This is a genomic window from Sphingobacterium sp. HMA12, from assembly GCF_002933815.1.
Taxonomy (GTDB): domain Bacteria; phylum Bacteroidota; class Bacteroidia; order Sphingobacteriales; family Sphingobacteriaceae; genus Sphingobacterium.
The window spans coordinates 1267536-1290036 of the sequence record NZ_BEYR01000001.1; the positions used below are offsets into that span (position 1 = coordinate 1267536).

The 22501-nt window shown below is 43.7% G+C and carries 17 protein-coding genes; 7 read left to right on the plus strand and 10 right to left on the minus strand.

Translation table 11 applies throughout. From position 1 onward, the window contains the following. Window positions 1-112 precede the first annotated feature (112 nt). From HMAT_RS05460 to HMAT_RS05470, 3 genes are all read left to right on the plus strand, one after another. A complete protein-coding gene (locus HMAT_RS05460) occupies window positions 113-1492 on the plus strand; it encodes a L,D-transpeptidase family protein (protein WP_104381765.1) in 1380 nt (459 codons plus the stop codon). 292 nt (window positions 1493-1784) lie between these two features. Continuing rightward, window positions 1785-4280, plus strand: a complete 2496-nt coding sequence (locus tag HMAT_RS05465; protein ID WP_104381766.1) for a cation-translocating P-type ATPase — start codon at window positions 1785-1787, stop codon at window positions 4278-4280. A gap of 290 nt (window positions 4281-4570) precedes the next feature. Continuing rightward, the gene (locus HMAT_RS05470; protein ID WP_104381767.1) at window positions 4571-4933 is read left to right on the plus strand and encodes a response regulator; all 363 of its coding nucleotides are present in this window, start codon (window positions 4571-4573) and stop codon (window positions 4931-4933) included. A gap of 52 nt (window positions 4934-4985) precedes the next feature. Here HMAT_RS05470 and HMAT_RS05475 read toward each other — a convergent pair whose 3' ends face one another. Next, entirely contained in the window at window positions 4986-5390 is a 405-nt protein-coding gene (locus tag HMAT_RS05475; protein ID WP_104381768.1) for a nuclear transport factor 2 family protein, read from the minus strand. Between the two features lie 129 nt (window positions 5391-5519). Between HMAT_RS05475 and HMAT_RS05480 the strand changes: the two genes are divergently transcribed. Beyond that, window positions 5520-5837 (plus strand): helix-turn-helix domain-containing protein, encoded by a 318-nt coding sequence (locus tag HMAT_RS05480; RefSeq protein ID WP_104381769.1) that lies wholly within the window; start codon window positions 5520-5522, stop codon window positions 5835-5837. Between the two features lie 149 nt (window positions 5838-5986). Here the strand turns inward: HMAT_RS05480 and HMAT_RS05485 are convergent, their stop codons facing one another. The 6 genes from HMAT_RS05485 to HMAT_RS05505 form a co-directional block, all read right to left on the minus strand. After that, on the minus strand, window positions 5987-7888 hold the full coding sequence (locus HMAT_RS05485) for a RagB/SusD family nutrient uptake outer membrane protein (protein WP_104381770.1): 1902 nt from the start codon (window positions 7886-7888) through the stop codon (window positions 5987-5989). A gap of 29 nt (window positions 7889-7917) precedes the next feature. After that, window positions 7918-10887 (minus strand): TonB-dependent receptor, encoded by a 2970-nt coding sequence (locus HMAT_RS05490; RefSeq protein ID WP_233789119.1) that lies wholly within the window; start codon window positions 10885-10887, stop codon window positions 7918-7920. Between the two features lie 23 nt (window positions 10888-10910). After that, window positions 10911-11366 carry a carboxypeptidase-like regulatory domain-containing protein gene (locus HMAT_RS27215; protein WP_233789120.1) on the minus strand — a complete coding sequence of 152 codons (456 nt, stop codon included), beginning with the start codon at window positions 11364-11366 and terminating at the stop codon, window positions 10911-10913. A 127-nt stretch (window positions 11367-11493) separates the two neighbouring features. Continuing rightward, window positions 11494-12708: a FecR family protein gene (locus HMAT_RS05495; protein ID WP_104381771.1), complete on the minus strand. Its 1215-nt coding sequence runs from the start codon at window positions 12706-12708 to the stop codon at window positions 11494-11496. 37 nt (window positions 12709-12745) lie between these two features. After that, window positions 12746-13414 (minus strand): RNA polymerase sigma-70 factor, encoded by a 669-nt coding sequence (locus HMAT_RS05500; protein WP_104381772.1) that lies wholly within the window; start codon window positions 13412-13414, stop codon window positions 12746-12748. Window positions 13415-13439: 25 nt separating this feature from the next. Continuing rightward, the gene (locus tag HMAT_RS05505) at window positions 13440-15755 is read right to left on the minus strand and encodes a GAF domain-containing protein (protein ID WP_104381773.1); all 2316 of its coding nucleotides are present in this window, start codon (window positions 15753-15755) and stop codon (window positions 13440-13442) included. A 319-nt stretch (window positions 15756-16074) separates the two neighbouring features. On the opposite strand from HMAT_RS05505, the gene HMAT_RS05510 reads away from it, so the two are divergent. Continuing rightward, window positions 16075-16521 (plus strand): hypothetical protein, encoded by a 447-nt coding sequence (locus tag HMAT_RS05510; protein WP_104381774.1) that lies wholly within the window; start codon window positions 16075-16077, stop codon window positions 16519-16521. An 82-nt stretch (window positions 16522-16603) separates the two neighbouring features. Here the strand turns inward: HMAT_RS05510 and HMAT_RS05515 are convergent, their stop codons facing one another. Continuing rightward, the gene (locus HMAT_RS05515) at window positions 16604-16744 is read right to left on the minus strand and encodes a cold shock domain-containing protein (protein ID WP_104383309.1); all 141 of its coding nucleotides are present in this window, start codon (window positions 16742-16744) and stop codon (window positions 16604-16606) included. Between the two features lie 135 nt (window positions 16745-16879). Here HMAT_RS05515 and HMAT_RS05520 point away from each other — a divergent pair, with 135 nt between their 5' ends. Then, window positions 16880-19108 (plus strand): glycosyltransferase, encoded by a 2229-nt coding sequence (locus HMAT_RS05520; protein WP_104381775.1) that lies wholly within the window; start codon window positions 16880-16882, stop codon window positions 19106-19108. 96 nt (window positions 19109-19204) lie between these two features. Here the strand turns inward: HMAT_RS05520 and HMAT_RS05525 are convergent, their stop codons facing one another. Beyond that, window positions 19205-19489 (minus strand): hypothetical protein, encoded by a 285-nt coding sequence (locus HMAT_RS05525; RefSeq protein WP_104381776.1) that lies wholly within the window; start codon window positions 19487-19489, stop codon window positions 19205-19207. Between the two features lie 22 nt (window positions 19490-19511). Then, on the minus strand, window positions 19512-19697 hold the full coding sequence (locus HMAT_RS05530; protein ID WP_104381777.1) for a hypothetical protein: 186 nt from the start codon (window positions 19695-19697) through the stop codon (window positions 19512-19514). Window positions 19698-20044: 347 nt separating this feature from the next. On the opposite strand from HMAT_RS05530, the gene HMAT_RS05540 reads away from it, so the two are divergent. Beyond that, a complete protein-coding gene (locus HMAT_RS05540) occupies window positions 20045-22432 on the plus strand; it encodes an ABC transporter permease (RefSeq protein ID WP_104381779.1) in 2388 nt (795 codons plus the stop codon). Window positions 22433-22501 lie beyond the last annotated feature (69 nt).

Consider the following 22501-nt stretch of genomic DNA (forward strand, 5'->3'; position numbering starts at 1 on the left):
TATATAAGGTATATTGATTTATAAATCAGAACTTTGTAGGGTATTAATTGATCATTTCGAAGGTTTGTCCATCCGAAGACAAATGCAGAGATGGAGATGAAAATTAGATATCATGAGAGCGGTTAAGTATTTTGTAGTTATTTTATTCTCTATTCTCTCCGCTGCGATCTGCGCGCAGGATATAAAAATAGGTGCAGAAATCTCAACAGCGCTAAAGGACAATATCTATCTGTCCAAGCTGAATTACCCAAAATCGGTCGCCAGGTTCTACACGGACAATTATTCAGGATATAGCTGGACAGATAGCCTACAAAGGCAGGATCAATCGGAAATAGCACTCGCTCTGCTGACACGGGCTGACCATTATGGACTGTCGCGCGCTGATTACCATTTGGAAAGTCTTTCATTTGAAAAGTTAAAACAATGGCGGGATTTTCCTTCCGAAAAGAATCAGAAGGAAAAAGCCTCGTTTGATATACTGCTGACAGATGGCCTTATTACCTTTATGAATCACCTTCATTTTGGAAAATATAATCCGCTGTACGATTCATCTACCCTTGATAGCAGCAGAATCAATGGATTTTGCGCGGATGAGCTATTGTCAACAGCCCGAATGCAGGCGGATTTTCAGGGAGCAATACTTAAGGCCCAGCCAAAGATCAAAGCTTACAGTGATTTTCAGGCTTACCTGGATCGTTCCTATACTGCGAATAATGGTATGACTGCTCAAGCGGAATTGGGCAAGATCATCATTAATATGGAACGTCTTCGGTGGATTAGCACCCAAAGTGACAATTATATCATGGTAAATATCCCTTCCTATACACTGGAATTTCATCAGGGAGACGAGATATCCGACTTTAAGGTTGTGGTAGGAAAGCCCGCAACAAAAACGCCTGTTTTGGAAAGCGAAATCAATTACTTTTCAACGGCACCCGACTGGCGGGTGCCACAAAGTATTTTCCTCAATGAAATACTACCCGAAATTTTGGAAGATCGGAGCTATCTCGCTGATCATAATTACACCGTCTATGACGCATCGGGCAATGAAGTCGTCGTGAATGCATCAACACGCAGACAGATCGCTAAAAATCCTTATAGCTACAGTATAAGGCAATCATCTGGGCAGGACAATGCCTTGGGTGCAGTCGTATTTAGATTCCAGAATCCGCATGCGGTATATATCCATGATACCCCTCAGAAGCAATTTTTTGGTCGCGGGAAAAGGGCACTCAGTCATGGCTGTGTACGTGTGGAAAATGCCGACCGCCTCGCCGCTATGCTATTATCATATGATGGTTCAGAATACAAAATTTCAGCGCTTGAGAACGCAATACTATCTTACGAAAAGAAAGATTTTGTACTGAGCAAGCCCATACCGATTATAATTACTTACCTGACCTGCCTAATAAAAAACGGTAAGCCTACGTTGTACACCGATATTTACCAATTCGACAAGCCACTGGAAGCCCGGTTTGATCAAAATAAATAATGACATCAGCACAGCAGAGTATCCGTTGCCCAGCTTAAATGTATTAAAATAAATTGTTACTCCTCAGCGGAAAGTGATAAGGATCATAGCAAAGAATAGCGGTGATCATGGCCTGAAAATTATTATAAACCTAACTTTAACGTATCAAACCGTCGATTATGAAAACTATATAACTAATTAAGAAAAACTAAAACCCACTTTATAAAAGTGAAATTTTGACGAACATATTCTAAAAAATCGTGTTTTCTTATAGAGTCAGTAGATAACCGTTTTTATATTAAGCAATTTCTTTATGAGATATAATATCCCCAGCCATCTTAAAGGTCTCAGCCAGGAGGAAGTAAATCAGGCTAGGACAAAATATGGGTTTAACCAGTTGGCGGCAGGCCATAAAAGTACCTGGCTGGAATTGCTTTTGGGAGTTTTGAAAGAGCCCATGCTGATCTTACTGATTGTTATTTCACTGATCTATGTGATTGTGGGCGACTATGCTGAAGCAGCTTTTATGTTGGTAGCAATTGTGGCGGTCACTGGGATCTCGTTTTATCAGGACAACCGTAGCAAGAAAGCGTTGGAAGAGCTTGAAAAACTCAATGAGCCCCTGAGTGTGGTCATCCGCGATGCGCAGGTGGTCAAGATTCCAACACGGGAAATTGTTGTAGGTGATCTTTGCGTCACAGAAGAAGGGCGCATGATAAATGCAGATGGAATTATAGTGCACAGCAACGATTTTTCGGTGAACGAGTCGTCCCTCACAGGAGAGAGTTTCTCCGTGTTCAAGGATAGTACGACAACCGATAATTTAGTTTACAGCGGCACAATAACAGTGTCGGGACTTGCTGTTTTTCAGGCACAAAAGATAGGCAAGGAAACGCGCGTCGGCAAAATTGGCGAATCCATTCGAACGATAAAAGAAGAGATCTCGCCTTTGCAGATCCAGATCCAGAAATTTGTCAAAGCAATGGCAATCGTTGGACTCGCTATTTTCCTGTTGGTTTGCCTGTTTAGTTATTTGGATACGCACAATATCGTAGGGAGCCTGCTCAATGGGCTGACATTGGCGATGTCTGTACTACCCGAGGAGATTCCTGTCGCATTTACAACATTTATGGCCCTGGGGGCATGGAAGCTCATGCGCGAGGGTATTATCATCAAAAGGAGCAGTATTGTAGAGACCTTGGGGAGTACCACAGTAATCTGTACCGACAAAACAGGTACAATCACAGCCAATATCATGCAATTAAAAAACCTGTATGATTATCATTCTAATAAGGTGTATGCTGAAGGTGAATTTGAGCACGAAGCACTTCATGAGCTTATTGACTATGCAATGTGGAGCAGCGAGCCTGTACCTTTTGATCCCATGGAGATCACGTTGCATAAAATATACGAAAAAACGCAAAAAAATGATTTACGAAGGAGTTATCAACTTTTTCATGAATACCCGCTGGAGGGCAGGCCGCCCATGATGACCCACCTTTTTGAAAATAGTGAGCATGAGCGGATCATTGCGGCCAAGGGGGCACCCGAGGCGATACTCAGTGTTTCCCAGCTCTCCGAAGCCGATCGAGGTAAGATAAGGGAGGTGATTAACACTTTTGCTCAGCAAGGATATCGGATTCTAGGTGTCGCCAAAGCAAATTTTGAAGGAAATGACTTCCCTGCGAAACAGCAGGATTTTAAGTTTGCTTTTTTAGGGCTCACGGTGTTCTATGATCCACCCAAAGAGGGGATAAAGGAGGTCTTTCAGCAAATCTATGCTGCGGGGATCAAGGTAAAGGTGATTACCGGCGATAACGCCGAAACAACAAAGGCAATTGCATTGCAAGCAGGCATTATCAATGAAACTATACCTGTAAATGGTAGCGAAATCGTTGAGAATACCGAAGATGATATCATAAAGCTAGCTGAGCGCACAACACTATTTACCCGCATGTTTCCCGACGCCAAACTTGCGGTCGTCAATGCACTGAAAAAGAGTGGTGAGGTCGTGGCTATGCTCGGAGACGGCGTAAATGACGGTCCAGCATTGAAAGCAGCGCATATCGGTGTGGCTATGGGAAATAAGGGTACCGAAATCGCTAAATCAGCGGCGGCATTGGTCATCACCAATGATGATTTGCAGAAACTTATTGTTGGCATCGCTGCTGGTCGCCGGATCTATACCAATATCAAAAAGGCTGTGCAGTATATTATTTCCATTCATATTCCCATTATTCTGACGGTATCCTTACCCTTATTTTTGGGATGGATCTATCCACAGATATTTACACCTGTCCATGTGATCTTTCTGGAACTCGTCATGGGGCCTACCTGTTCTATTGTCTATGAGAATGAACCCATCGAAAAAAATACGATGAAACAACCTCCGAGAGCAATGGGAAAGACTTTTTTGAGTATCAGTGAATTGGGGATAAGCATTATCCAAGGGATAGTGATCACGCTTGGAGTCTTATTTAGCTATCAGTTTACTGCCCAGCATGGCGGGAACGAAGAAAAAACAAGGGCGATGGTTTTCTGTACCTTGATCTTTGCAAATATATTGTTGAGCTATGCCAACCGCTCTTTCTATTATAGCATAGTCGAAAGCTTTAAGAATCGTAATTTTTTACTGTTGGGGATCTCTTGTGTTGTGCTTATCCTGCTATTTGTCATATTGTACTGTAGGCCGGTTGCTGCTTTCTTTGAGGTGACAGCCCTGAGTGGATCTGAATTGGCTATAGCGCTGGCTGTCGCAAGTGTATCGGTACTGTGGTTTGAAATATACAAGTTCATCAGGAGGATATAGATCGAATTTTTATGATTGAAGCAAAGCTTGTGGCGCTTACCGCTCTTATCACGGAGGTAGTGGATCACCGCAACGCTACTAACCTCAGTCAGTAGTTTTTCCTATTCCGAACAACAGATCTGCAGGGCATTATATAGTCCTCCGCGTTTCGTTTTTGCTGCTGACAAAAAAATAGGGCTATTTAATTAGAACTATTTAGGTTAACCTATTGTCTATCTTATGAAATCTCAAAGTAAGATGATATAAACCTATATTTTCTCAATCATTGCGGTGGCACTAAACAATCAAAGATGAGCAGAAAAATAATTATTTGCGATGATGAGCCCCTAATCTTAGATGTATTAGCTCTAGCCTTGACGAATGATAAAACCGATGTTATCGCAACAACAAAAAACATGGAAATAATGCCCCTTATAGATGCCGTTAGGCCTGATCTATTGCTTACAGATCTCCAGATGCCGCAGGTCTCAGGTGATACAATCGTACGGGAGATTCGCAATTCGGAAAAATTCAGCCAGTTGCCCGTGATCATAATGTCGGCAAGCTTATTGGGCGAACAGTCCGCCAGAGACTGTGGGGCAGATGGATTCTTGGCAAAGCCCTTTGATCTGGATGAACTATATTTTTTGGTGGAAAAATTGTTGCGGGCATGAAAAACGGTGTTATAAAGCGAGAATGGTCAATCGCGTTCCCGCTTTAAATAGACTACTTTTTTGCAGCATTGTTCCAGAACGCATCTTCGTCTTCAATTTTCTCCGAAAACAACCAGACTTCTTTGATCTTGCCTTCTTCGATACGCAATAGGTCTATACCTTTCATGGCAAGTTGTTGATCTTCCCCGGTTGCTTTGAAATGGATTGCAGCTGTGACAAGGTTGGCATTGCTACTTAGGTAATCAATTGCATCAATAGCAAAAGTACCGTTGCTCCATTTCATAAAATTGCCCAAATGTGCGAATACGGCCTCTTTTCCGCTATAGGTTCCAGACTGAATCCCTTCGCCTGGTTGATGCCATACGACATCAGCTGCAAATAAGCTGTCTACTGTAGCAAAGTCTCCTTTGGCTACAGCATCAAAATAGGATTGAACAATCATTACATTTTTTGACATATCATTTCTAATTTTAAAAGTGTGTAAAGATGCTACAAATGTCTAACTTAGCATACTAATATACAAGTACCTACCTATAAGTAGGGTACTTACCTCAGATTAAGAATAGCTGACTGTCAATTAGATAAAATGAATATAAATATTTCGGACGAAAACTGCCCACTACGCAAAACGCTTGAAATCATAGGTGGCAAATGGACCATGCTGATTATTTTCCAGATCAATGAACGGACGATCCGCTATGGCGAGCTGAAACGCTGTATCGTGGGGATCAGTGAAAAGATGCTGATCAGTCAGCTGAAGTTTTTATGTGATAAGGGATTCGTGCATAAAAAGTCTTTTGCGGAAATCCCGCCAAAAGTGGAATATACGCTAACAGATATGGGAAAAGAACTGCTTCCCGTAATCAATCAGATCATACAATTCGGGCTAAATCATAAGTTTTAATGGTTTTAGCTAAAGCTGAAAGGAGAGGTAGCTACAAGGGGGCTTGGGATTTTCCTTTAACTTGAGCATAAAGACAAAAAAGGCGTTTCCCATGGGAAACGCCTTTAAAACGAATAATTAAATATATAAACAGAAGCCCGGTTTGTTTTTTATTCAATGTAACCCGGATTCTGAACCAATAAAGGGTTTTTTCTGATCTCATCCCGCGAAAGCGGTAAGAAATAAAGCTGATTTTTCCATGTACGGTCTTCTTTGGTGTTGAATTCCTGAGGTGTATAGGTATAGTCGTATATGGTTTCGTCATATCTATAGTTACCTGATAGCGATTTTCCGGGTTTGAATGTTCCGTCAACTTTGATGATGGTCACCTTGCGTCCCAAAGTTTCAGCCGCAATTAACCAGCGCCGCGTATCAAAAAAACGTTGCTGCTCATAAGCCATTTCTATCCGGCGTTCATGCCGATATATTTCCCGTAGTGTATTCTGATCCGTTGCCGTAATAGCAGGCATACCTGCCCGGAACCGGATTTTATTCAACCAATCTCTGGCCGGGCCGGTTTCACCCAGTTCAATACTGGCTTCAACATAGTTGAATACCGCTTCGGTATATCTGAAATAGGGCCAGGGAACAAATTGCCTGCCCTGGGCATCGACAATCTCCGGATCCGGATCAATAAACTTTTGGATGTAGTATCCGGTCCAGGTCCCGTTATGTGGTTCAATCGAACTTTGCTTGGTATCCAGTCCCGAAACTTTGGTCAATTTCCCGTCTACGATCAGATCATAAGAACCGGTCTGGATCTGATTGGCGGGATCAAATCCATAACCCGATTTGTCCCTTGGCTTCCAGTCGGCACCATCATATAGAATGGAAGCATAAAAACGCGGATCTCTATTTTTATAAGGAGCGGATTTCTGCGCGGGGTTGCTCCAGCTGAATTTACTGCCGTCAGCCATTTCATAGTCATCCACCAACCGTCCGAGCGGCTGGTTGCCACCCCAGTTTCTATAGCCATTTGGACCATTGTCCCGGGCATGGGACGAACTGCTTTCTGTAATATAATAGCGTGCAAAAAGGAGCTCAGTGGCGCCGGCCGGATCTATGCCGGGCGCTTTGCTTCCGCCGCCCATGGCCATGCTTTTATAATTGGCTCGACCTTCCAGGGCTGACACCGGAGCCGAGAGATTGAGTTTATATCCACTTCCGGCATCCAGCACGGCTTTGGCCGCCGCCTGGGCCTGTTTATACCGTTCCTGCTGTGAACCGCTCATGTAGCATAATAAAGGCAGTTTATCTTTCAGGTCACTGAGATCGGTAACTTTTGCCGTCAATTTCGCGTTGTCATGAAGATCGCTTGCTGCATAGAGTAGCATTCTGGATTTAAGGGCCAAAATCGCCAAAGCTGTCACACGGCCTTTGTCCAACTTTTCGCTACCAAGTAGTTTAGACGCTTCATCACAGTCTTTAACAACCAGGTTGACACATTCCTCGTAGGTATTCCTTTTAATCTGGTATGTGGTGGGGTCCTCTGTATATGCGTAACTGCTTGTTATTATCGGGACACCACCATAGTAACGCAATAATTGATGATAACAATAAGCCCTGATAAAGTAGGCTTGAGCTAAGAGCTTGTTCTTAACAACCTGGTCCCCAATACCGTTTTTGCCAGCGTCGGTAAGCCGCTCAATGGCAATATTGCAAAATCGAACATATTTATACATGCGTTCCCACCATCTTGAAGTGCCGTCCCAGCCCAAAGCTGCTCCGGTGATGTTGCCGGTATTTAACAATAAAAATGCATCTGTATGGTTCCAGATCGCTTCGTCTGTTGCTGATGCCTGCATCTGTTCCGTAAAACCTGAATTGCTGTTCTCGAATGCGTTATAGATGTCGCTGATAAACTTTTCCGCTAAAACAGGATCTTGCCAAACTTTCTCGTCCGAGAATCGGTCGCGTGGTGTTAGGTTTAGAAAGTCCTTTTTACAGGATGCGATAAAAAGGCTACTGATGATCAGTATATAGCATGTTTTATATTTTAAAATTGTCTTCATCACATTGATTTTAAGGGTTTAAATAAGAATTATAAGCCAACTTTTACTCCGAAATTGATAATTTTTGATTGGGGATAGAAAATGCCGTCACTGTTATCGGATTCGGGATCCCAAATGTTAATTTTATCCCATGTGAGCAAATTGATGCCATTGGCGTACAGACGGATGGAATTCATGCCAACACGCTTACACCAGTCAAGCGGAAAGCTGTAGCCAAGTTCGACATTCTTCAATCGAAGATATTGATTACTGCGAATCCAGTAGGTATTGTCATTCATGTAATAGCGGTCATTTCGGTTCGTTAACCGAGGGTCCTTATCACTCGGATTATCAATGCTCCATCGGTTGTCGTACGACCACTCTAAATAGTTCCCAATTAAACCTGATACGGTTACTCCGGTTTTTCTCATCCCACCTGTGGCGCCCTGCAGTAAAATACTGATGTCGAACCCCTTGTACTGTGCTCCGATATTGAAGCCTCCAGTGAATGTCGGGCTACCATTCTTATCTAAGCGGACCCTATCATCGCTGGTGATCTTGCCGTCGCCATTGTAATCGACAAATTTCATATCACCGGGCCGCAATGCGCCATTTAGTCCTACGCCGCTATAATCAATGTTGTTCGCGTCGATCGCCGCCTGGTCTTTGAACACACCGTCGTATAAGTATACGAGCCAGGAATCCGTAACTTTCCCTACCTGCTGCTGATAAGATAATGTATTGAGCGGGTCGCTAGAATATTGCACATTATTTTTAGCGTAACCGCCATTAACGCCGATATTATAACTCAGATCACCAGCACGATCGCTATAAGTAAACTTAAATTCATATCCCTTATTGGTTAGGTTTCCAAGATTGGCGATAGGTAAGTTGTCTGCAATACCCGAACTTTGCGGGATAACACCGGGATTTTTGGTCAGTACTTTGGTCCGTTTGTTATAGAAATAATCGAGCTCCAGGTATAATCTATTGTTGAGAAATGCGGCATCTAAACCAATATTGCTGTTATTGGCAACTTCCCATGTAAACTGATAATTTGGAATATCACTTTCATATAAGGTTTGAAATACTTTGTCGTTGAATACACCAGAGCCGGTATTCATTAACGACAGGTATTTATACTCCTGAAGGCTACCGCCATAATAAGCTTCGGCGCCCATTTGTCCCCAAGAACCCCGTAGTTTTAGGTTGTTGACAAAGCTGATGTTGTTTTTGAAAAAATTCTCTTCGGAAATACGCCAACCGGCAGAAACACCCGGAAAGAAGCCAAATCGCTTATCTTGAGGAAAGACATAGGATCCATCGATCCGCCAGTTAAATTCAACAAGATACTTTTCATTATAGTTGTAATTAAACCGGCCATAGTAGCTCAGGCGTGCCCGATCGTATACATTCTCATTTCCCATCGTTTGTCGTTCACGGTCACCAAAATTCAGCTGTTCGATCTGTGTGGAGGCAAAGTCCATGCGATTAGCATAAAAGCCATTGTTAGTTACTTTCTCATGTGTTAATCCTGCAATGGCCGAGAGATTATGACCTCCCTTTAACGTGGTATCGTAGGAGAGTAGGGCCGAAAGGTTGATCGCAAGCTGATCTTCCTGCGCTTCCCGGAGCTGCGCTTTGGGTTCTATGCCAGAAGGTATATAGGGTTTTAGCTTAGGTGTTAAACCATCTGATTCAAAAGTTTTTTTGTCCCAATCGTAGAGCGTCCAGGGCGTTTCCCATCGTTTACTACGTCCCCAATACTTGTCTATGGAGGCAGTTCCCGTTAATTTCAACCCTTTAACTCCGGGTATTCTGATATCAATGGCACCTGTATTTTGCAAATAATCTCTCGTATTGCGGTCATATCCGGTATCACCCGTGGTAATAACAACAGGATTGGCTCCCTGTTCCAGATCCGGACCGGGTAAGCCATTGGGCCATGTAGCGATATATGTGGGCAATCCACGCATTAAATAACCAAAAATTGTTGCCGCACTGCGGGTGGGAAAATTTCGGGACTCTTCCCGGCCGGTGATTGCTAACCGTGCGGTGATGTAATCATTCAACTTAAATTCAAGGTTTGTCCGAAGATCATACTGTTTGTAATAAGTCGCCGAATTTTTATAAATGGCATCTTGATTTAAATACCCCAGCGAAACGAGGTACTTCGAATTTTCGTTACCGCCGGTGATCTGTACATTATGGCGTTGCTGTGGTGCCCAATTTTTTAGCGTCGCACCAAACCAGTCGGTATTCGGATAACGAAGGGGATCAGAACCATCCATATACTTTTGCCGATCTGCGGGACTGTATGTAGCTGTGATTGTTTTTGAAGGGCCGTTATATACACCTGATCCTGTATTGAGTGCTTGCCATATCGCTGACCATTGGGATGGATCTTCGGGGTATACTTTCGTTACTTCGTTAATAATATCCGTATACTGTGCCGAATTAGCCATTTTGGGTATGCGTGTCGGCCGCTGGATACCATAGGTAAAATCGTAGGTAAACTGCGGCTTGCCTGGTTTACCTTGTTTTGTTGTGATCAAAATTACCCCGTTACCGGCACGTGAGCCATAGATTGCCGCAGAAGCATCTTTCAGGACGGAGACACTCTCAATATCGTTTGGATTGAGCCGGTCGATACCGCCTGCTCTTGAAGGCACACCATCAATGACTATCAGCGGACTGCTATTACCGCCGGATAAGGAGTTTATACCGCGGATACGGATCGTAGAGCCGTCACCGCCGGGTTCTCCACTATTTTGCATCGCTGTTACTCCGGGCAAACGGCCAGCAAAAGAATTGGAAAGGTTGATGGAAGAAGATTTGGCCAGTTCTTCGCCTTTTACTGTCGCTATCGCACCGGATACAACGGCTTTTTTCTGGGTACCATAGCCTACAACCACCATTTCGTCCAGCAGCTGCGTCTGCTGTTTTAATACAATATTTTTTAGTCGTGCCGGGTCAGCGACAGGAACCTCCAGGATTTCATATCCAACAGCGCGAACCACAATGATTTCTCCTTCGGATACTTCTAAACTGAATCTGCCGTCAGGTCCGGTTGAGGTTCTTTGGCGGTACCTTTGACCGTTATGCTGGCACCGGCAATAGGATCACCTTTGGCATCTTTGACAATTCCTGATATCGGATTCAATCGATGAATTTTGTTGATGGCGACGGTGTTACCCTTTAGCGTATACTGGAAAGGTATCATACTGAAAAGTTCTTCCAGCACCGTTTGATTGGTCTTGTTGATCAGGATGGGATCCGCAACCCAGATATCCTTGATATCCGCCGATTTATAGAAAAATACAAGCCCGGTTTTGTTTTCTACTTTTTTGAGCGCTGTAGACAGTAGAATACGCTGATTGCTGTGGGTTGCCGATTGTGAAAATGCGAGGGTGTCAATCGACTGTAGGCTCATTCCGGCCATTACAACGCTACATTTAAAGGTGAGCATCAAGGATGCTTTTCGCTTCCAAAAATGCATATCTGCACATCTGAAAGGGCACTTAATTGGAGTAAAGTGTCTCATACTTAAAATTGGTTTTAAATTTAGTTTTATAATTCACGCGTTGTTTCCCCGGAGGAAAACGGTATTTTTTATTGCTGTAGGCTTAATAATTTGTTTTTATGACGACTTTGCGGTTCGTGGCGGCTGTATCTAAACTGTATTTAATATCGGTTCCACCGATGATTTCCATGACCTGCGCAAAGCTGAGCTTTTTGCCTATTTTACCTGAAAATGTGGCTGTTGATTTTGGTCCTTCATATTCTACCCGGATATCATACCATCGCGCCAGTTCCAGCATAACAGTTTCAATGTTGTCATCTGAAAAGCTGAAATAATTATCTTTCCAGTCCGCATCTATGTTGTTTATCGCCATATTTTTTAGTTGTATCGATCCATCTGCATGGCTAATGGCACGATCACCAGGCCGTAAAATCAGCTCCGCCTGTCTGCTGAAAATGCGTACTTTACCTTCCAGTAGCGTTGTAATAAAACCATGGTCTTCGGGATAGGAGGAAACATTAAAATGCGTTCCCAGTACTTCAATTTTGGTGTCGCTGTTATGAATGTTGACCAGAAAGGGGCGGTGCGGATTTTTGCTGACTTCAAAATAAGCTTCACCTGTCAGGAACACTTCGCGTAGAGAACCATCAAATGCAATCGGAAAACGTAATCTGCTGCCCGCATTCAACCAGATCTGTGTACCGTCACTGAGCGTAAGGTGATAGCGTCTTCCATTGGGGGTTTCAATTGTATGATAGATATTTTGCGTTAGGGCGCCGGGTTGGCTCAGGGAATAAACAGCCTGTGTGCTATCATATTGTAAGGAAACACCGGCACTGACGGACAGCAAACGCTTATTGCTGCTGTTGTCGAGCTGGATTATTTTCCCATTAGGCATACTGAGCATCCCGCCATCATGTCCGGGCTGAAAGTCGGCAGTAAAGGTTTGTTGAAACGACGGTTTTGCAGATTGGCTCTGATACCAGTAGATACCGCAAACAATCAAGATACAGGCCACGGCCGCAACAATACGAAGCCTGAGCTGAAAAAGAGCTGACTTGCGTTGCATCGTACGATCTACCATTATTTCGGTACCGGAAACTTTATCGATGGCTAAAATGCGCTCAATTTGCGCGTCCTCCAATGTAACTGATGTTTCCTGATCGCTGTCGTATTTGTGCATCAGTCGGATAAATGCCTGTTCGAGTGTCTCCGGATCATCCTGTAACAGGAGATGCTGCAGTTCAGGCCACTCTGCTTCGGTCAATTGTTGCAGGTAATAGCGTTCCAGTAGATAATCTATCCGGTTTAGGTGCATGATATCGGTTTAATAACGTTTATAAGAAAAAGCAATCTTATTTCCCTTTGATAATAGGAATGTAGTTTCTGAACGAACTACTATTGGGAGGTAGTATTTTTTTTTTAAAAATTTTTAACAACACCAGGATTCCGAGGGAAACGGGATACCCTTGATCCGAAAGAGCTTGTCGGATTTGCTTAAGGGCGGTACTGATTGTGTTATGAACGGTATTGGTCGAAATAGCGAGCTGGCTGGCGATTTCTTTGGAATTGAGATGCTCCTCGCGGCTGAGCAGATATATTTTTCGGCGCTGATCGGGCATGTTGGCAACGGTCTGATAGACAATTTTTTTGATTTCATCAAATTCCATCGCGCGCGGCAAATCAATATTGGCGAGGAGCGCCTGATCGTATTGCAGCTTAAGTCGGGCGACCTTGTTTTTGGCATGGACTTCTTTGCGCAGGTACGTTAAGCTCTCCGTGCTGACGACTTTATAAAGCCAGGCCTGAAAGTTATCAATTTCAAGAATACGGTCCCGGTATAACCATACGCGAAGAAAAGCTTCTTGCAGGATGTCATCTGCTTTGGAAGGATCTTCATAGGTAAACTTCTTCAGGAAAGTGATTAGCTTAGCATAGTAGTTTTTATATAAATGACCAAATGCTTTTTCGTCTCCTGCTGAAATGGCTAATAATAATTCCCTGTCCTTATCCGATGTTTCCATTTTTCCTGAAAGTATCTTCTTTTTCCTACCTAAATCCAACGCGGATGGCTTTAAGACCGATCAGCCCCTGCAGATCCTCGACCTCAAATTTTTCGATATCATCGTTTAATAAACCTTTGTGCTGTAGGAGATTGATATAACCTAAGTATTCCGTTTCTTCATGCACATGGGAATAGACAATGACCAGCTTGCCTTTTTGAGTAATACGCTCTGTCGACCCTTTGATCTTCGCTTTGTCAATCCGTTTTTTTGCGATTTCATAACGTACATTGTAGGAACCATCGATATCAAACTGCTTTTCATCCATTTTGAAACGGATGGAAATCGGTGTGGCAAAGACCAGAATCAGGGAGGTCACCTCCAGCTGGTGAGGGAGTTCGGGTTGAAGTATCCTAAACTGACTCTCCATCTCACACATGACCTGCAATTGCCATAATCGTAAATTTTTGAGGTAATAGAGCTCAAAATTTTTGTCCGGTGCGATGGAAGCACCGATATAAAGGTTATGCTCAATGCCGTCGGTCTTATAGCGCTCGTAATAATGCGGAAAATATTCCTGTGCTTCGACCTGCTTTTCATCAAGGATAGTCACCAACTTTTTATTGATCAGCGTAATCGAGTTGTCGTAATCCTGCCGCGCCTCATAAAATCCACCTATGGCGATGTTTATGCGGTCAAAATAGCTATCAATCGCCTTAACGATGTCGCTGTTTTTATTGTTTTTGCGGAAGTTGTCGAGAATGGGATGCACATCCAGGTTAAAATGATCCAGGATAACTTGTTCGGTATCGGTTGACAGGGAATGATCGAGCGTTTCCAGATTTCGCTCCAGATCGAAGATTTTCTGTTCAAACAGCGGTAATTTGTGTTCTTGATTGATGGCGGTGAACAGCGTGATCAGATTGCTCGCCTGGTGGATCAGATCCTCCTTGATGGCCTGATTACGGGATTCCGAAGAGCCCTGCACGTCAATCTGGCCATAGAGTGGATACACATGTTCAAAAACAATTTCCTGTAGGGTATAATCCTTGCCGAAGGCCCTGTCATTCAGGTAGTGGATGGCCTCTTCCTGAAAGCGCCATTTGACACTGGGATGGATAGACGTATATTCTTTTTGGATGATCGCTTCAATCTGGTTCTCCGTTTCAGAAAATGCTTTGGATACTTTATCCTTGATAAAAGGTAAGATAAAGTGGAGTTTGTTGGCATTGACCGAATTCAGTGCACGGACTTTGGAAGAGGACATCTCCAATATGCCGAGCACTTTATCTTCCTGGATCAAAGGGGCAAAGATAAAGCTCTTCACCTGTTGCTGTTTGAGTTTGTTGATAAAAAACGCTTTTTTGGGGTCTATCGTGGGCAACTGATCAATGTCCGGAACAACCAATAGCTCCTGCTTTTTAAGCATGCTTTCTAAGGTTTCGTTACAGAGCATTTCCTCACATTCGGCTATCGTTGAATCGTATAGCAGGTGGCTATACAACTGTTTTTCGACGATTTTCAGATTAAAGTCTTCCTTGATTTTTTCAAATGAGGTCAGTCCGATCCGCAGGTCGTCTATTCTGTAGATGGATCTGAAAATCTCCTGAATTTCATCCAGCTGAACCTTGGGATCTTCACGCAGCAAGTTACTCTTGAAGCTGGATACAGCGTTCTCGGTTGTAGCATCAAAGAGGGTCATAATGGAAAAGCCTTTCAGGATCCAGCTTTGTTCAGGAAATTTAGACTTCCACAGGGCGATATCTGAAAAATTGTCAATCAGCTCAATAATGTCTTCCTCAGAAAGTTCTACCGCGCGATCTGTAGGAATAATATCCATAAAATCGGCATTGAACAGCACCCGGTAATGATGCATGATGTTATTTTTATCCGGAATATCCAGAAATATCGGCATATCCATGGCATCCACTTTAACGCCATAGTACTGACTGATGATCATACAACAATTCAGGATATAATAAGTATCTGAAGAGAGATCGCGGTAGCTAAAATCATAATGATCGCCGGCATCATGGAGGATATTGTCCAGGCGTTCGGTATGATTAAAGGTGTAGAGATAGAAGGGGATCGTAATGGCCTTGATCTCATTCCTGGTCAGTGACCTTGGGAAGAGGTCCGCCAAAAGAACTTTGATAATAGGTTCATATTGGCGTAAATCCTCGGCTTTTTCTATCCCCTCGATAAGCGCTGGATATTTTTTTAATTCCTCTAGCAAAGATTTTGCATACCTAGCCTGAAATTCAACTTCGGACAATGCCGTTTCCTCAAAAGATTTTATAATCTTATGAAAGGCGATCAGGGTCTTAAAAGGACTGGAGTCAAAGGTGAAGTTAAATTGCATAATGCTTGTTCCTGACTAAAATTAGATTATTGTTGGAAGACACACAAAAGTATAAAATTATCAGGTATTGCAGCGCTAATTTTTTTCACAAATAGCAACCGGTTTTTCCTGTGGATTGAATTGGTGCCATATACTGTTATCGGTCGTCATTATTTTGTTGCCACCTACCTGGAAAAGGGGATACAATGCCCGGAGCCTGTTCTTCAATGCCCGTTTTCTGTACAGTGTCCTAAAATATGAACTTTTTTGTATTGCCCGATGTTCTCAAAGTAATCTGCCTCCAAATGTGCAGAGGAGCGAGAAACTAACATAAGATAAAATGAATGTATTTAACAAAAATATGCTGGGTGGACTAATCGGAGCAGTAGTCCTCAATGTGATCCACAGTGTTGCAAAAAGATTTGATACCGAAGCGCCGGCAATTGATGAAGTAGGCGAGGAAGCGATGAAAAAGACGGTTAAAGCTGCTGGATTTACACCGCCAAAGGGAAATGCGCTGGTCGCTGCTACCTTTGGTGCAGATGTTGCATCAAACGCGATGTTATACACCATAATTGGCTATGGCGGTGATAAACATATCCTTCTAAGGGGAGCGCTACTCGGGACAGTCGTGGGCCTGGCTACATTGACCATTCCGGAGCAGGCCGGACTCGATGTCAAGCCGATAAAAAAGACCGAACGGACAAAAGTAATGACCGTCGCCTGGTACGTCATCGGTGGAATGGCAGCCGCGCTGGCCATAAAAGCGATGCGTAGCCATGGTTAAATAAAAAAACGTGTAGCAGAAATCTGCTACACGTCATTTAGAAGATGCGCGATGCAACTCCCAGATTGACTGTTTTACTTAATTATGCGGCAGGTACATTGGTTGCGTTAATGTCTTTTCTTCCGTTTTCTAAATCAAATGTTACGCTGTCGTTTTCTCGTACTTCATTGATAAGACCGGTAATATGTACGAAAATATCTTCACCACCGTCAACTGGTGTAATAAACCGAAACCTTTTGTTTGATTATACTATCCATCCGGTTTTAATTGCGTACATTTATAGAACCTCCCTACGTGCAGCACCCTTGTTCAAGATACAAGACGATCGTATGCAAGGACTTCACATAAACAATCAACAATGATTTCAACAACGAAAAGAGGAATTGCATTCCTGTCAACTTTTCCCCCTCGCGCCTGCGGTATTGCCACCTACACGACAGATTTGATGAAGGCCATTTCAAGTAAATTTCAAGATTCATACGAGCTCATTCCCATACCAATCGTAGCACCTCAGGGACTTACGAATTATGACCAAGCGCCTGTAGGTCTATTGCAGATTGCAGATCCGCATGCATTTGATACGCTATTTGAAAACATTCAACTCCAAAAGAATATTGATCTGGTCTGTATTGAGCATGAATTCGGTCTATTCATTGGCCAGGAAGCGAAATTCAGTTCTTTCCTTTCCAAACTGAATGCGGCAAAGATCACCATCATTATTACTTTTCATACGGTATTGCCGTCGCCAGATGGCAGTATGCTGGAGCAGGTAACAGCTATTGCGGCGTACTGTTCACAGATCATCGTCATGACTCAAAATTCTGCTGATATCCTTATGAGCAGCTATGGCATCGCTGCAGATAAAATCACAGTGATCGCCCATGGGACGCATCTGGCTCCGGCAAAAAATAAGCAAGAAACACTGGAGCAGTTTAATCTATTGGGCAAAAAAGTCCTAAGCACTTTTGGCCTTTTGGGTCCAAGCAAGAGCATCGAAACAACACTATATGCACTTCCGGCTATTATCAGACAAAATCCTGATGTACTATTTCTTATTCTGGGACAGACACACCCCACCTTGTTGCAACAGGAAGGGGAGGCGTATAGAAATCTACTGGAAGAAATAATTGAGCGGTATGAACTTTCGGATCACGTCAGGTTTGTCAATGAATTTCTTTCGATCGAGTCGCTGTTGGCCTACCTGTCGATCACGGAGGTTTATCTGTTTACGTCAAAGGATCCCTTTCAGGCGGTCAGTGGAACCTTTTCTTATGCATTGAGTTCGGGCTGTCCCATTGTTTCGACACCGATTCCCCATGTCAGGGAAGTTTTGAAAGCAGACATGGGAACGATGATCGATTTTGAAGCATCGGACCAACTGGCCGAGGCTGTGAATCAAATTCTAGACGATACACCGAGGCTGGAGAAAATCCGCCATGTGAATCTTCAAAAAATGGTAAAAACCTCCTGGCAAAACGTAGCTATTGCTCATGTCAATCTATTTGAACTCCTTGTTGACGAAAAAAGGGACATGTTGTATTCGGTTCCGCCGCTCAATCTAGACCACATGTTTCGGATGTCAGCGGAGCGAGCGTTTGTCCAATTTGCAGACATCAGTATGCCCGACCTGAACAGTGGTTATGCGCTAGACGATAATGCCCGGGCACTTATCGCAATGTTACATCACTATAAGTTATATGAATCTCAGGAAGACCTTGGCCTGATCAAAAAATACCTTGATTTTATCGGCTACTGTATGCAGGAGGATGGTACATTTTTGAATTACGTAGACAGTGACGGTCATTTTACCAGACAAAACGAGCAGGAGAATCTGGAGGATGCCAACGGGCGCGCGGTATGGGCTTTGGGCGAAGTAGTGGGTTTAGCCCATCTTTTACCGGAGCGGATAGTCAAGCCTGCGATTGAACTTTTGGAACGTGCTTCCGCACATGCATTGGTTTATTATTCAACTCGGTCTATGGCCTTTACAATAAAGGGGTTAAGTTTTATGAAAGGCAAAAATTATCAAACTATCGTAACTATACTTGCTGACCGGCTGGTCGCGATGTTTACGCATGAAAGTACCGGCGATTGGCAATGGTACGAATCCTACATGACCTATGGCAATAGCGTGATTCCGGAAGCATTGTTGGCCGCTTATGAGACAACTGCTGATACGAGATATCGCGATATTGCTTACCAGTCCTTCGATTTTTTGTTGAGTAGAATTATTGTAGATGACGAGATCCATGTAATCTCGAACAAAGGCTGGGCCCAACGCGATCAGCCGCGATCTGAAGCCAAAGGTGGAGAGCAGCCCATTGATGTGGCCTACACCATTATTGCGCTGGACAGGTTTTACAGACATACAAAAGATGAGCATTATCGAAATACCATACGAACAGCGTTTGAATGGTTCCTGGGACGCAATCATATCCAGCAGATCGTTTATAATCCGGTGACCGGTGGTTGTTTTGATGGTTTGGAAGAGCGTACAGTAAATATTAATCAGGGGGCAGAATCGACCATAAGTTATCTATTGGCAAGGCTCAAGATGGAGGCGTATTTGCCTGAGCATGTAAGCTAGCCGGATGCTAAACAGCACTTGCTGGCATACTTGCATGTATGGATTTCGAGCGGGTACAAAGACTGGATGATTAGGCTGGGCTTTTGCTCGCTTTTTTTATTTGATATCGAGCTGTTTCTCGGTCACCCTCCAGATCATCTCTTCCACTAGGCTGAGGCGCCAGCCTTTTTTACCGATTTTTGTTCCTGCGGCAGTGGTATACGGGGCGACAATAAGGATCATTTCCTTTTTGGGAAGCACCTGGAGATCGGCAACAGTGCGGGAGCCGTCGATAAATTCCACATCAACTTCCAAAAACGCACTATTTGAGGATACTTTGAACGATAGCTTCGCAATGGAACCGGGATAAATATGTGAATTATCAAACTCAATCTTTTTCATACCATATATACTAAAAATGAAATTAGGCCTCGTCCTTGGTATTCCGGACCAGGCTGATCCCTGAATAGAAAAACAGCAGCCCAAGTACACCAATCACAATCAATGTGGTATAATCACTATTTTTTTGTATGATTTCATACCCGACATAACCTAGCCCTGTAATACCTAAGATGGTCAGGACAGCCCCAAAAATACGTTTTAAATTCATTGCTTCTCTTTAAATTAAGTACGCTGTTAAGAAGGATGGGCTTGAATAGGGATTGATCGGATTGAAAGGTATGGTATCTGCAACACTCAAAGTTTATTCTTACTTTGCAATAGGACAAGAAAGCTGGCATAAAAGTTTTGCTTTTCTTTTTTCCTGATGCACGAATAGGCCGCAATGGCTTCGGGCAGTGTACGTATTTGAACAGTGTTTTTGGTAAACTGTCCGTATGCGTACAATGGCCTTTCCATAAAAAAGCTAAAATAGTCCATAATTGACCAAAGGCGGCATAAATTGAGATTAGCTAGCTACTGGTATGGTATTTGGCAAGCAGTAACTAAAATGATCGTATGTTCTCCAATTACCTGAAGATTGCCATCCGAATACTCTGGCACAACAAAGTCTATGTGACGCTTAATATGTTAGGTTTGGGGTTCGCCATTGCCTGCTGTATATTATCCTATCTAAATTACAACTATAGGACAAACTTTGACAAAACCCAAAAAAGCGAGAAGCCTGTTTTCCGGCTCAACAGCATCCGTATGGTGGAAGGGGACAAACAGCCATGGGCTACTGTACCAGCTCCGGTTGCCGATGCCATGCTAAAAGAAAAAGACGGCGCAGGACGGACTGCGCGGCTCAGTAACACATCTGTCGTGGTCAAAATTGGGGAGCACACTTTTGACGAACATATTCATTTTACGGATAGAGCTCTTTTTGACCTATTTAATTTTCCTTTGCGGGATGGAAATCTATCCGGTTTTGACCAGCCTAATCAATTGATCATAAGTGCGGCACTTGCTGATAAATATTTTCCAAAACAGATTGCTGTAGGGCAGTCGGTGACACTGATCGGTGCGGACGGTACGCTCAATGTCTATACAATTACTGCTGTGACGGAGCAGATTCCGGCCAACTCGAGCATTCAGTTTGATCTCATTACCGCCTTTGACAATGGGGGTAGGTACGGTCTTCCTGCCGCAGACGACTGGACGCGCCCAAATGCTATCACGACATTCGTTGAATTGTCCAATGGTCAAAGTGCCACTTCGGTCGTTGCTGACCTGAACCGCTACATTGCACTTAACAACCAGCATCATCAGGATCAACGTATTTCGGGTTTTACCCTACAGCCTTTTTCCGAACTGGCAACCAGCTCGGATATTGATATGCCCGGATACATCCACGGAAGCCAGCTGAACACAAATCCGCGCGGTGTACTGGTGATTGTTCCCGCAGTAATGTCACTGTTGATACTGCTGATTACCTGTTTCAACTTTACCAATGTTTCCATTGCTTTTGCCAGCAGCAGGCTGAAGGAGATCGGTATCCGTAAAGTAATCGGTGGTGTCAGAAGGCAGCTGGTCTGGCAATTTCTGACCGAGAATATGATCCTGTGCCTCTCGGCGGCAGTGTTGGCCTTACTTTTTGTTCAGTTATTGTTACCGACGGTCAACCAGCTTACTGGTCTTGATCTTTCTCCAGATTACGGCGCTGATTTTGGTTTTTGGTTATTTCTGATCTGCGTACCGGCTGTCTGTGCAATCCTTTCGGGCTTATATCCTGCGCTGTATATTACATCATTCCAGCCAGTGTCGATCCTGAAAGGTAAAACTGCCTTAGGTGCATCGAGCCGCTTTACACGCTTTTTGCTTATCGCACAGTTTAGCTTATCCTGTTTTGCGCTGGTCGTTGGTATTGTGATGGCCAAAAATGCAAGATTCCAGCAAAAGGTTGATTTTGGCTATGCGATCAATGAGGTCGCAGTTGTCAGCATTAATACTCCCCAAGAGTATACCTTATTCAGCTCCGCGATCCGACAGAATCCGATGATCAGAGACCTGGCCGGCACAACGGAGCAGATCGGCGAAAGTTCCTACACACAAACCGCCCTGGTGGGAAAAGATAACATACAGACGCAGGTTGCACGCGTTGGAGGCGAAGATTACCTCAACACGATGGGCGTTCGCCTGTTACAGGGCCGACATTTTTTCAAAACCGGAACGGATGCGGACCAGTCCATTATTGTCAACGAAACTTTTGTGCAGCGCTTGCAGCTAAAACCGGCCATCGGTCAGCAAGTAACACTGGATAGTGTCCGTTACACCATTGTGGGTGTGGTCAATGATTATAAAGAATACGGTCTGCATGAACTTGTACCGCCCTGTGTACTACGTCTGGCGCCCCCCGATAATTATAAGTCCTTGGTTATCCGTACAGATCAGGATAAGCTTGTGACGGTAAATAAATACCTACAGTCAACGTGGAACCGATTAATGCCCAATGTGCCTTACCGTGCATACTTACAGTCGGATGTGATTGAGAAAGAAATCCGAATGACCGACGCGTTTAAATCCATCGCATTCTTTCTGGCAGTGGTCACTTTACTCTTGTCAGCCTCCGGACTATTTGCGCAAATTTCATTGAATATAGATAAAAGAAACCGGGAAATCGGGATCCGTAAGGTCCTTGGGGCCTCGATAACACAGATCATCCAGTTGATCAGTAAAGAGTTTATCCGCATTCTCCTGATCGCATTTGTTGTGGGTTCAGCGCTGGGCTATCTGTTTACCAGCAAATTCATTTTTCAGGTGATCTATCATTATCACTCGCCGGCAGGTCCCGAACCTTATATCGGCACATTGCTGATCCTAGTGCTATGTTGCTGTTTAATTATCGGAACAAGGATTTATCGGGCAGCACGGACAAATCCTGTGGAGCGACTGCGTGCGGAGTAATTCACAACCTATGGTACATACGCTACGGTGTATTTGTTGACCCTAGTTTCTCGCAAACAGATGTTTACG

What these genes read in the sequence shown, in the direction of transcription:
- HMAT_RS05460 (WP_104381765.1), top strand. Translation starts at nt 113, where the DNA reads ATGAGAGCGGTTAAGTATTTTGTAGTTATTTTATTCTCTATTCTCTCC.
- HMAT_RS05465 (WP_104381766.1), top strand. Translation starts at nt 1,785, where the DNA reads ATGAGATATAATATCCCCAGCCATCTTAAAGGTCTCAGCCAGGAGGAA.
- HMAT_RS05470 (WP_104381767.1), top strand. Translation starts at nt 4,571, where the DNA reads ATGAGCAGAAAAATAATTATTTGCGATGATGAGCCCCTAATCTTAGAT.
- HMAT_RS05475 (WP_104381768.1), bottom strand. Translation starts at nt 5,390, where the DNA reads ATGTCAAAAAATGTAATGATTGTTCAATCCTATTTTGATGCTGTAGCC.
- HMAT_RS05480 (WP_104381769.1), top strand. Translation starts at nt 5,520, where the DNA reads ATGAATATAAATATTTCGGACGAAAACTGCCCACTACGCAAAACGCTT.
- HMAT_RS05485 (WP_104381770.1), bottom strand. Translation starts at nt 7,888, where the DNA reads ATGAAGACAATTTTAAAATATAAAACATGCTATATACTGATCATCAGT.
- HMAT_RS27215 (WP_233789120.1), bottom strand. Translation starts at nt 11,366, where the DNA reads ATGCATTTTTGGAAGCGAAAAGCATCCTTGATGCTCACCTTTAAATGT.
- HMAT_RS05495 (WP_104381771.1), bottom strand. Translation starts at nt 12,708, where the DNA reads ATGCACCTAAACCGGATAGATTATCTACTGGAACGCTATTACCTGCAA.
- HMAT_RS05500 (WP_104381772.1), bottom strand. Translation starts at nt 13,414, where the DNA reads ATGGAAACATCGGATAAGGACAGGGAATTATTATTAGCCATTTCAGCA.
- HMAT_RS05505 (WP_104381773.1), bottom strand. Translation starts at nt 15,755, where the DNA reads ATGCAATTTAACTTCACCTTTGACTCCAGTCCTTTTAAGACCCTGATC.
- HMAT_RS05510 (WP_104381774.1), top strand. Translation starts at nt 16,075, where the DNA reads ATGAATGTATTTAACAAAAATATGCTGGGTGGACTAATCGGAGCAGTA.
- HMAT_RS05520 (WP_104381775.1), top strand. Translation starts at nt 16,880, where the DNA reads ATGATTTCAACAACGAAAAGAGGAATTGCATTCCTGTCAACTTTTCCC.
- HMAT_RS05525 (WP_104381776.1), bottom strand. Translation starts at nt 19,489, where the DNA reads ATGAAAAAGATTGAGTTTGATAATTCACATATTTATCCCGGTTCCATT.
- HMAT_RS05530 (WP_104381777.1), bottom strand. Translation starts at nt 19,697, where the DNA reads ATGAATTTAAAACGTATTTTTGGGGCTGTCCTGACCATCTTAGGTATT.
- HMAT_RS05540 (WP_104381779.1), top strand. Translation starts at nt 20,045, where the DNA reads ATGTTCTCCAATTACCTGAAGATTGCCATCCGAATACTCTGGCACAAC.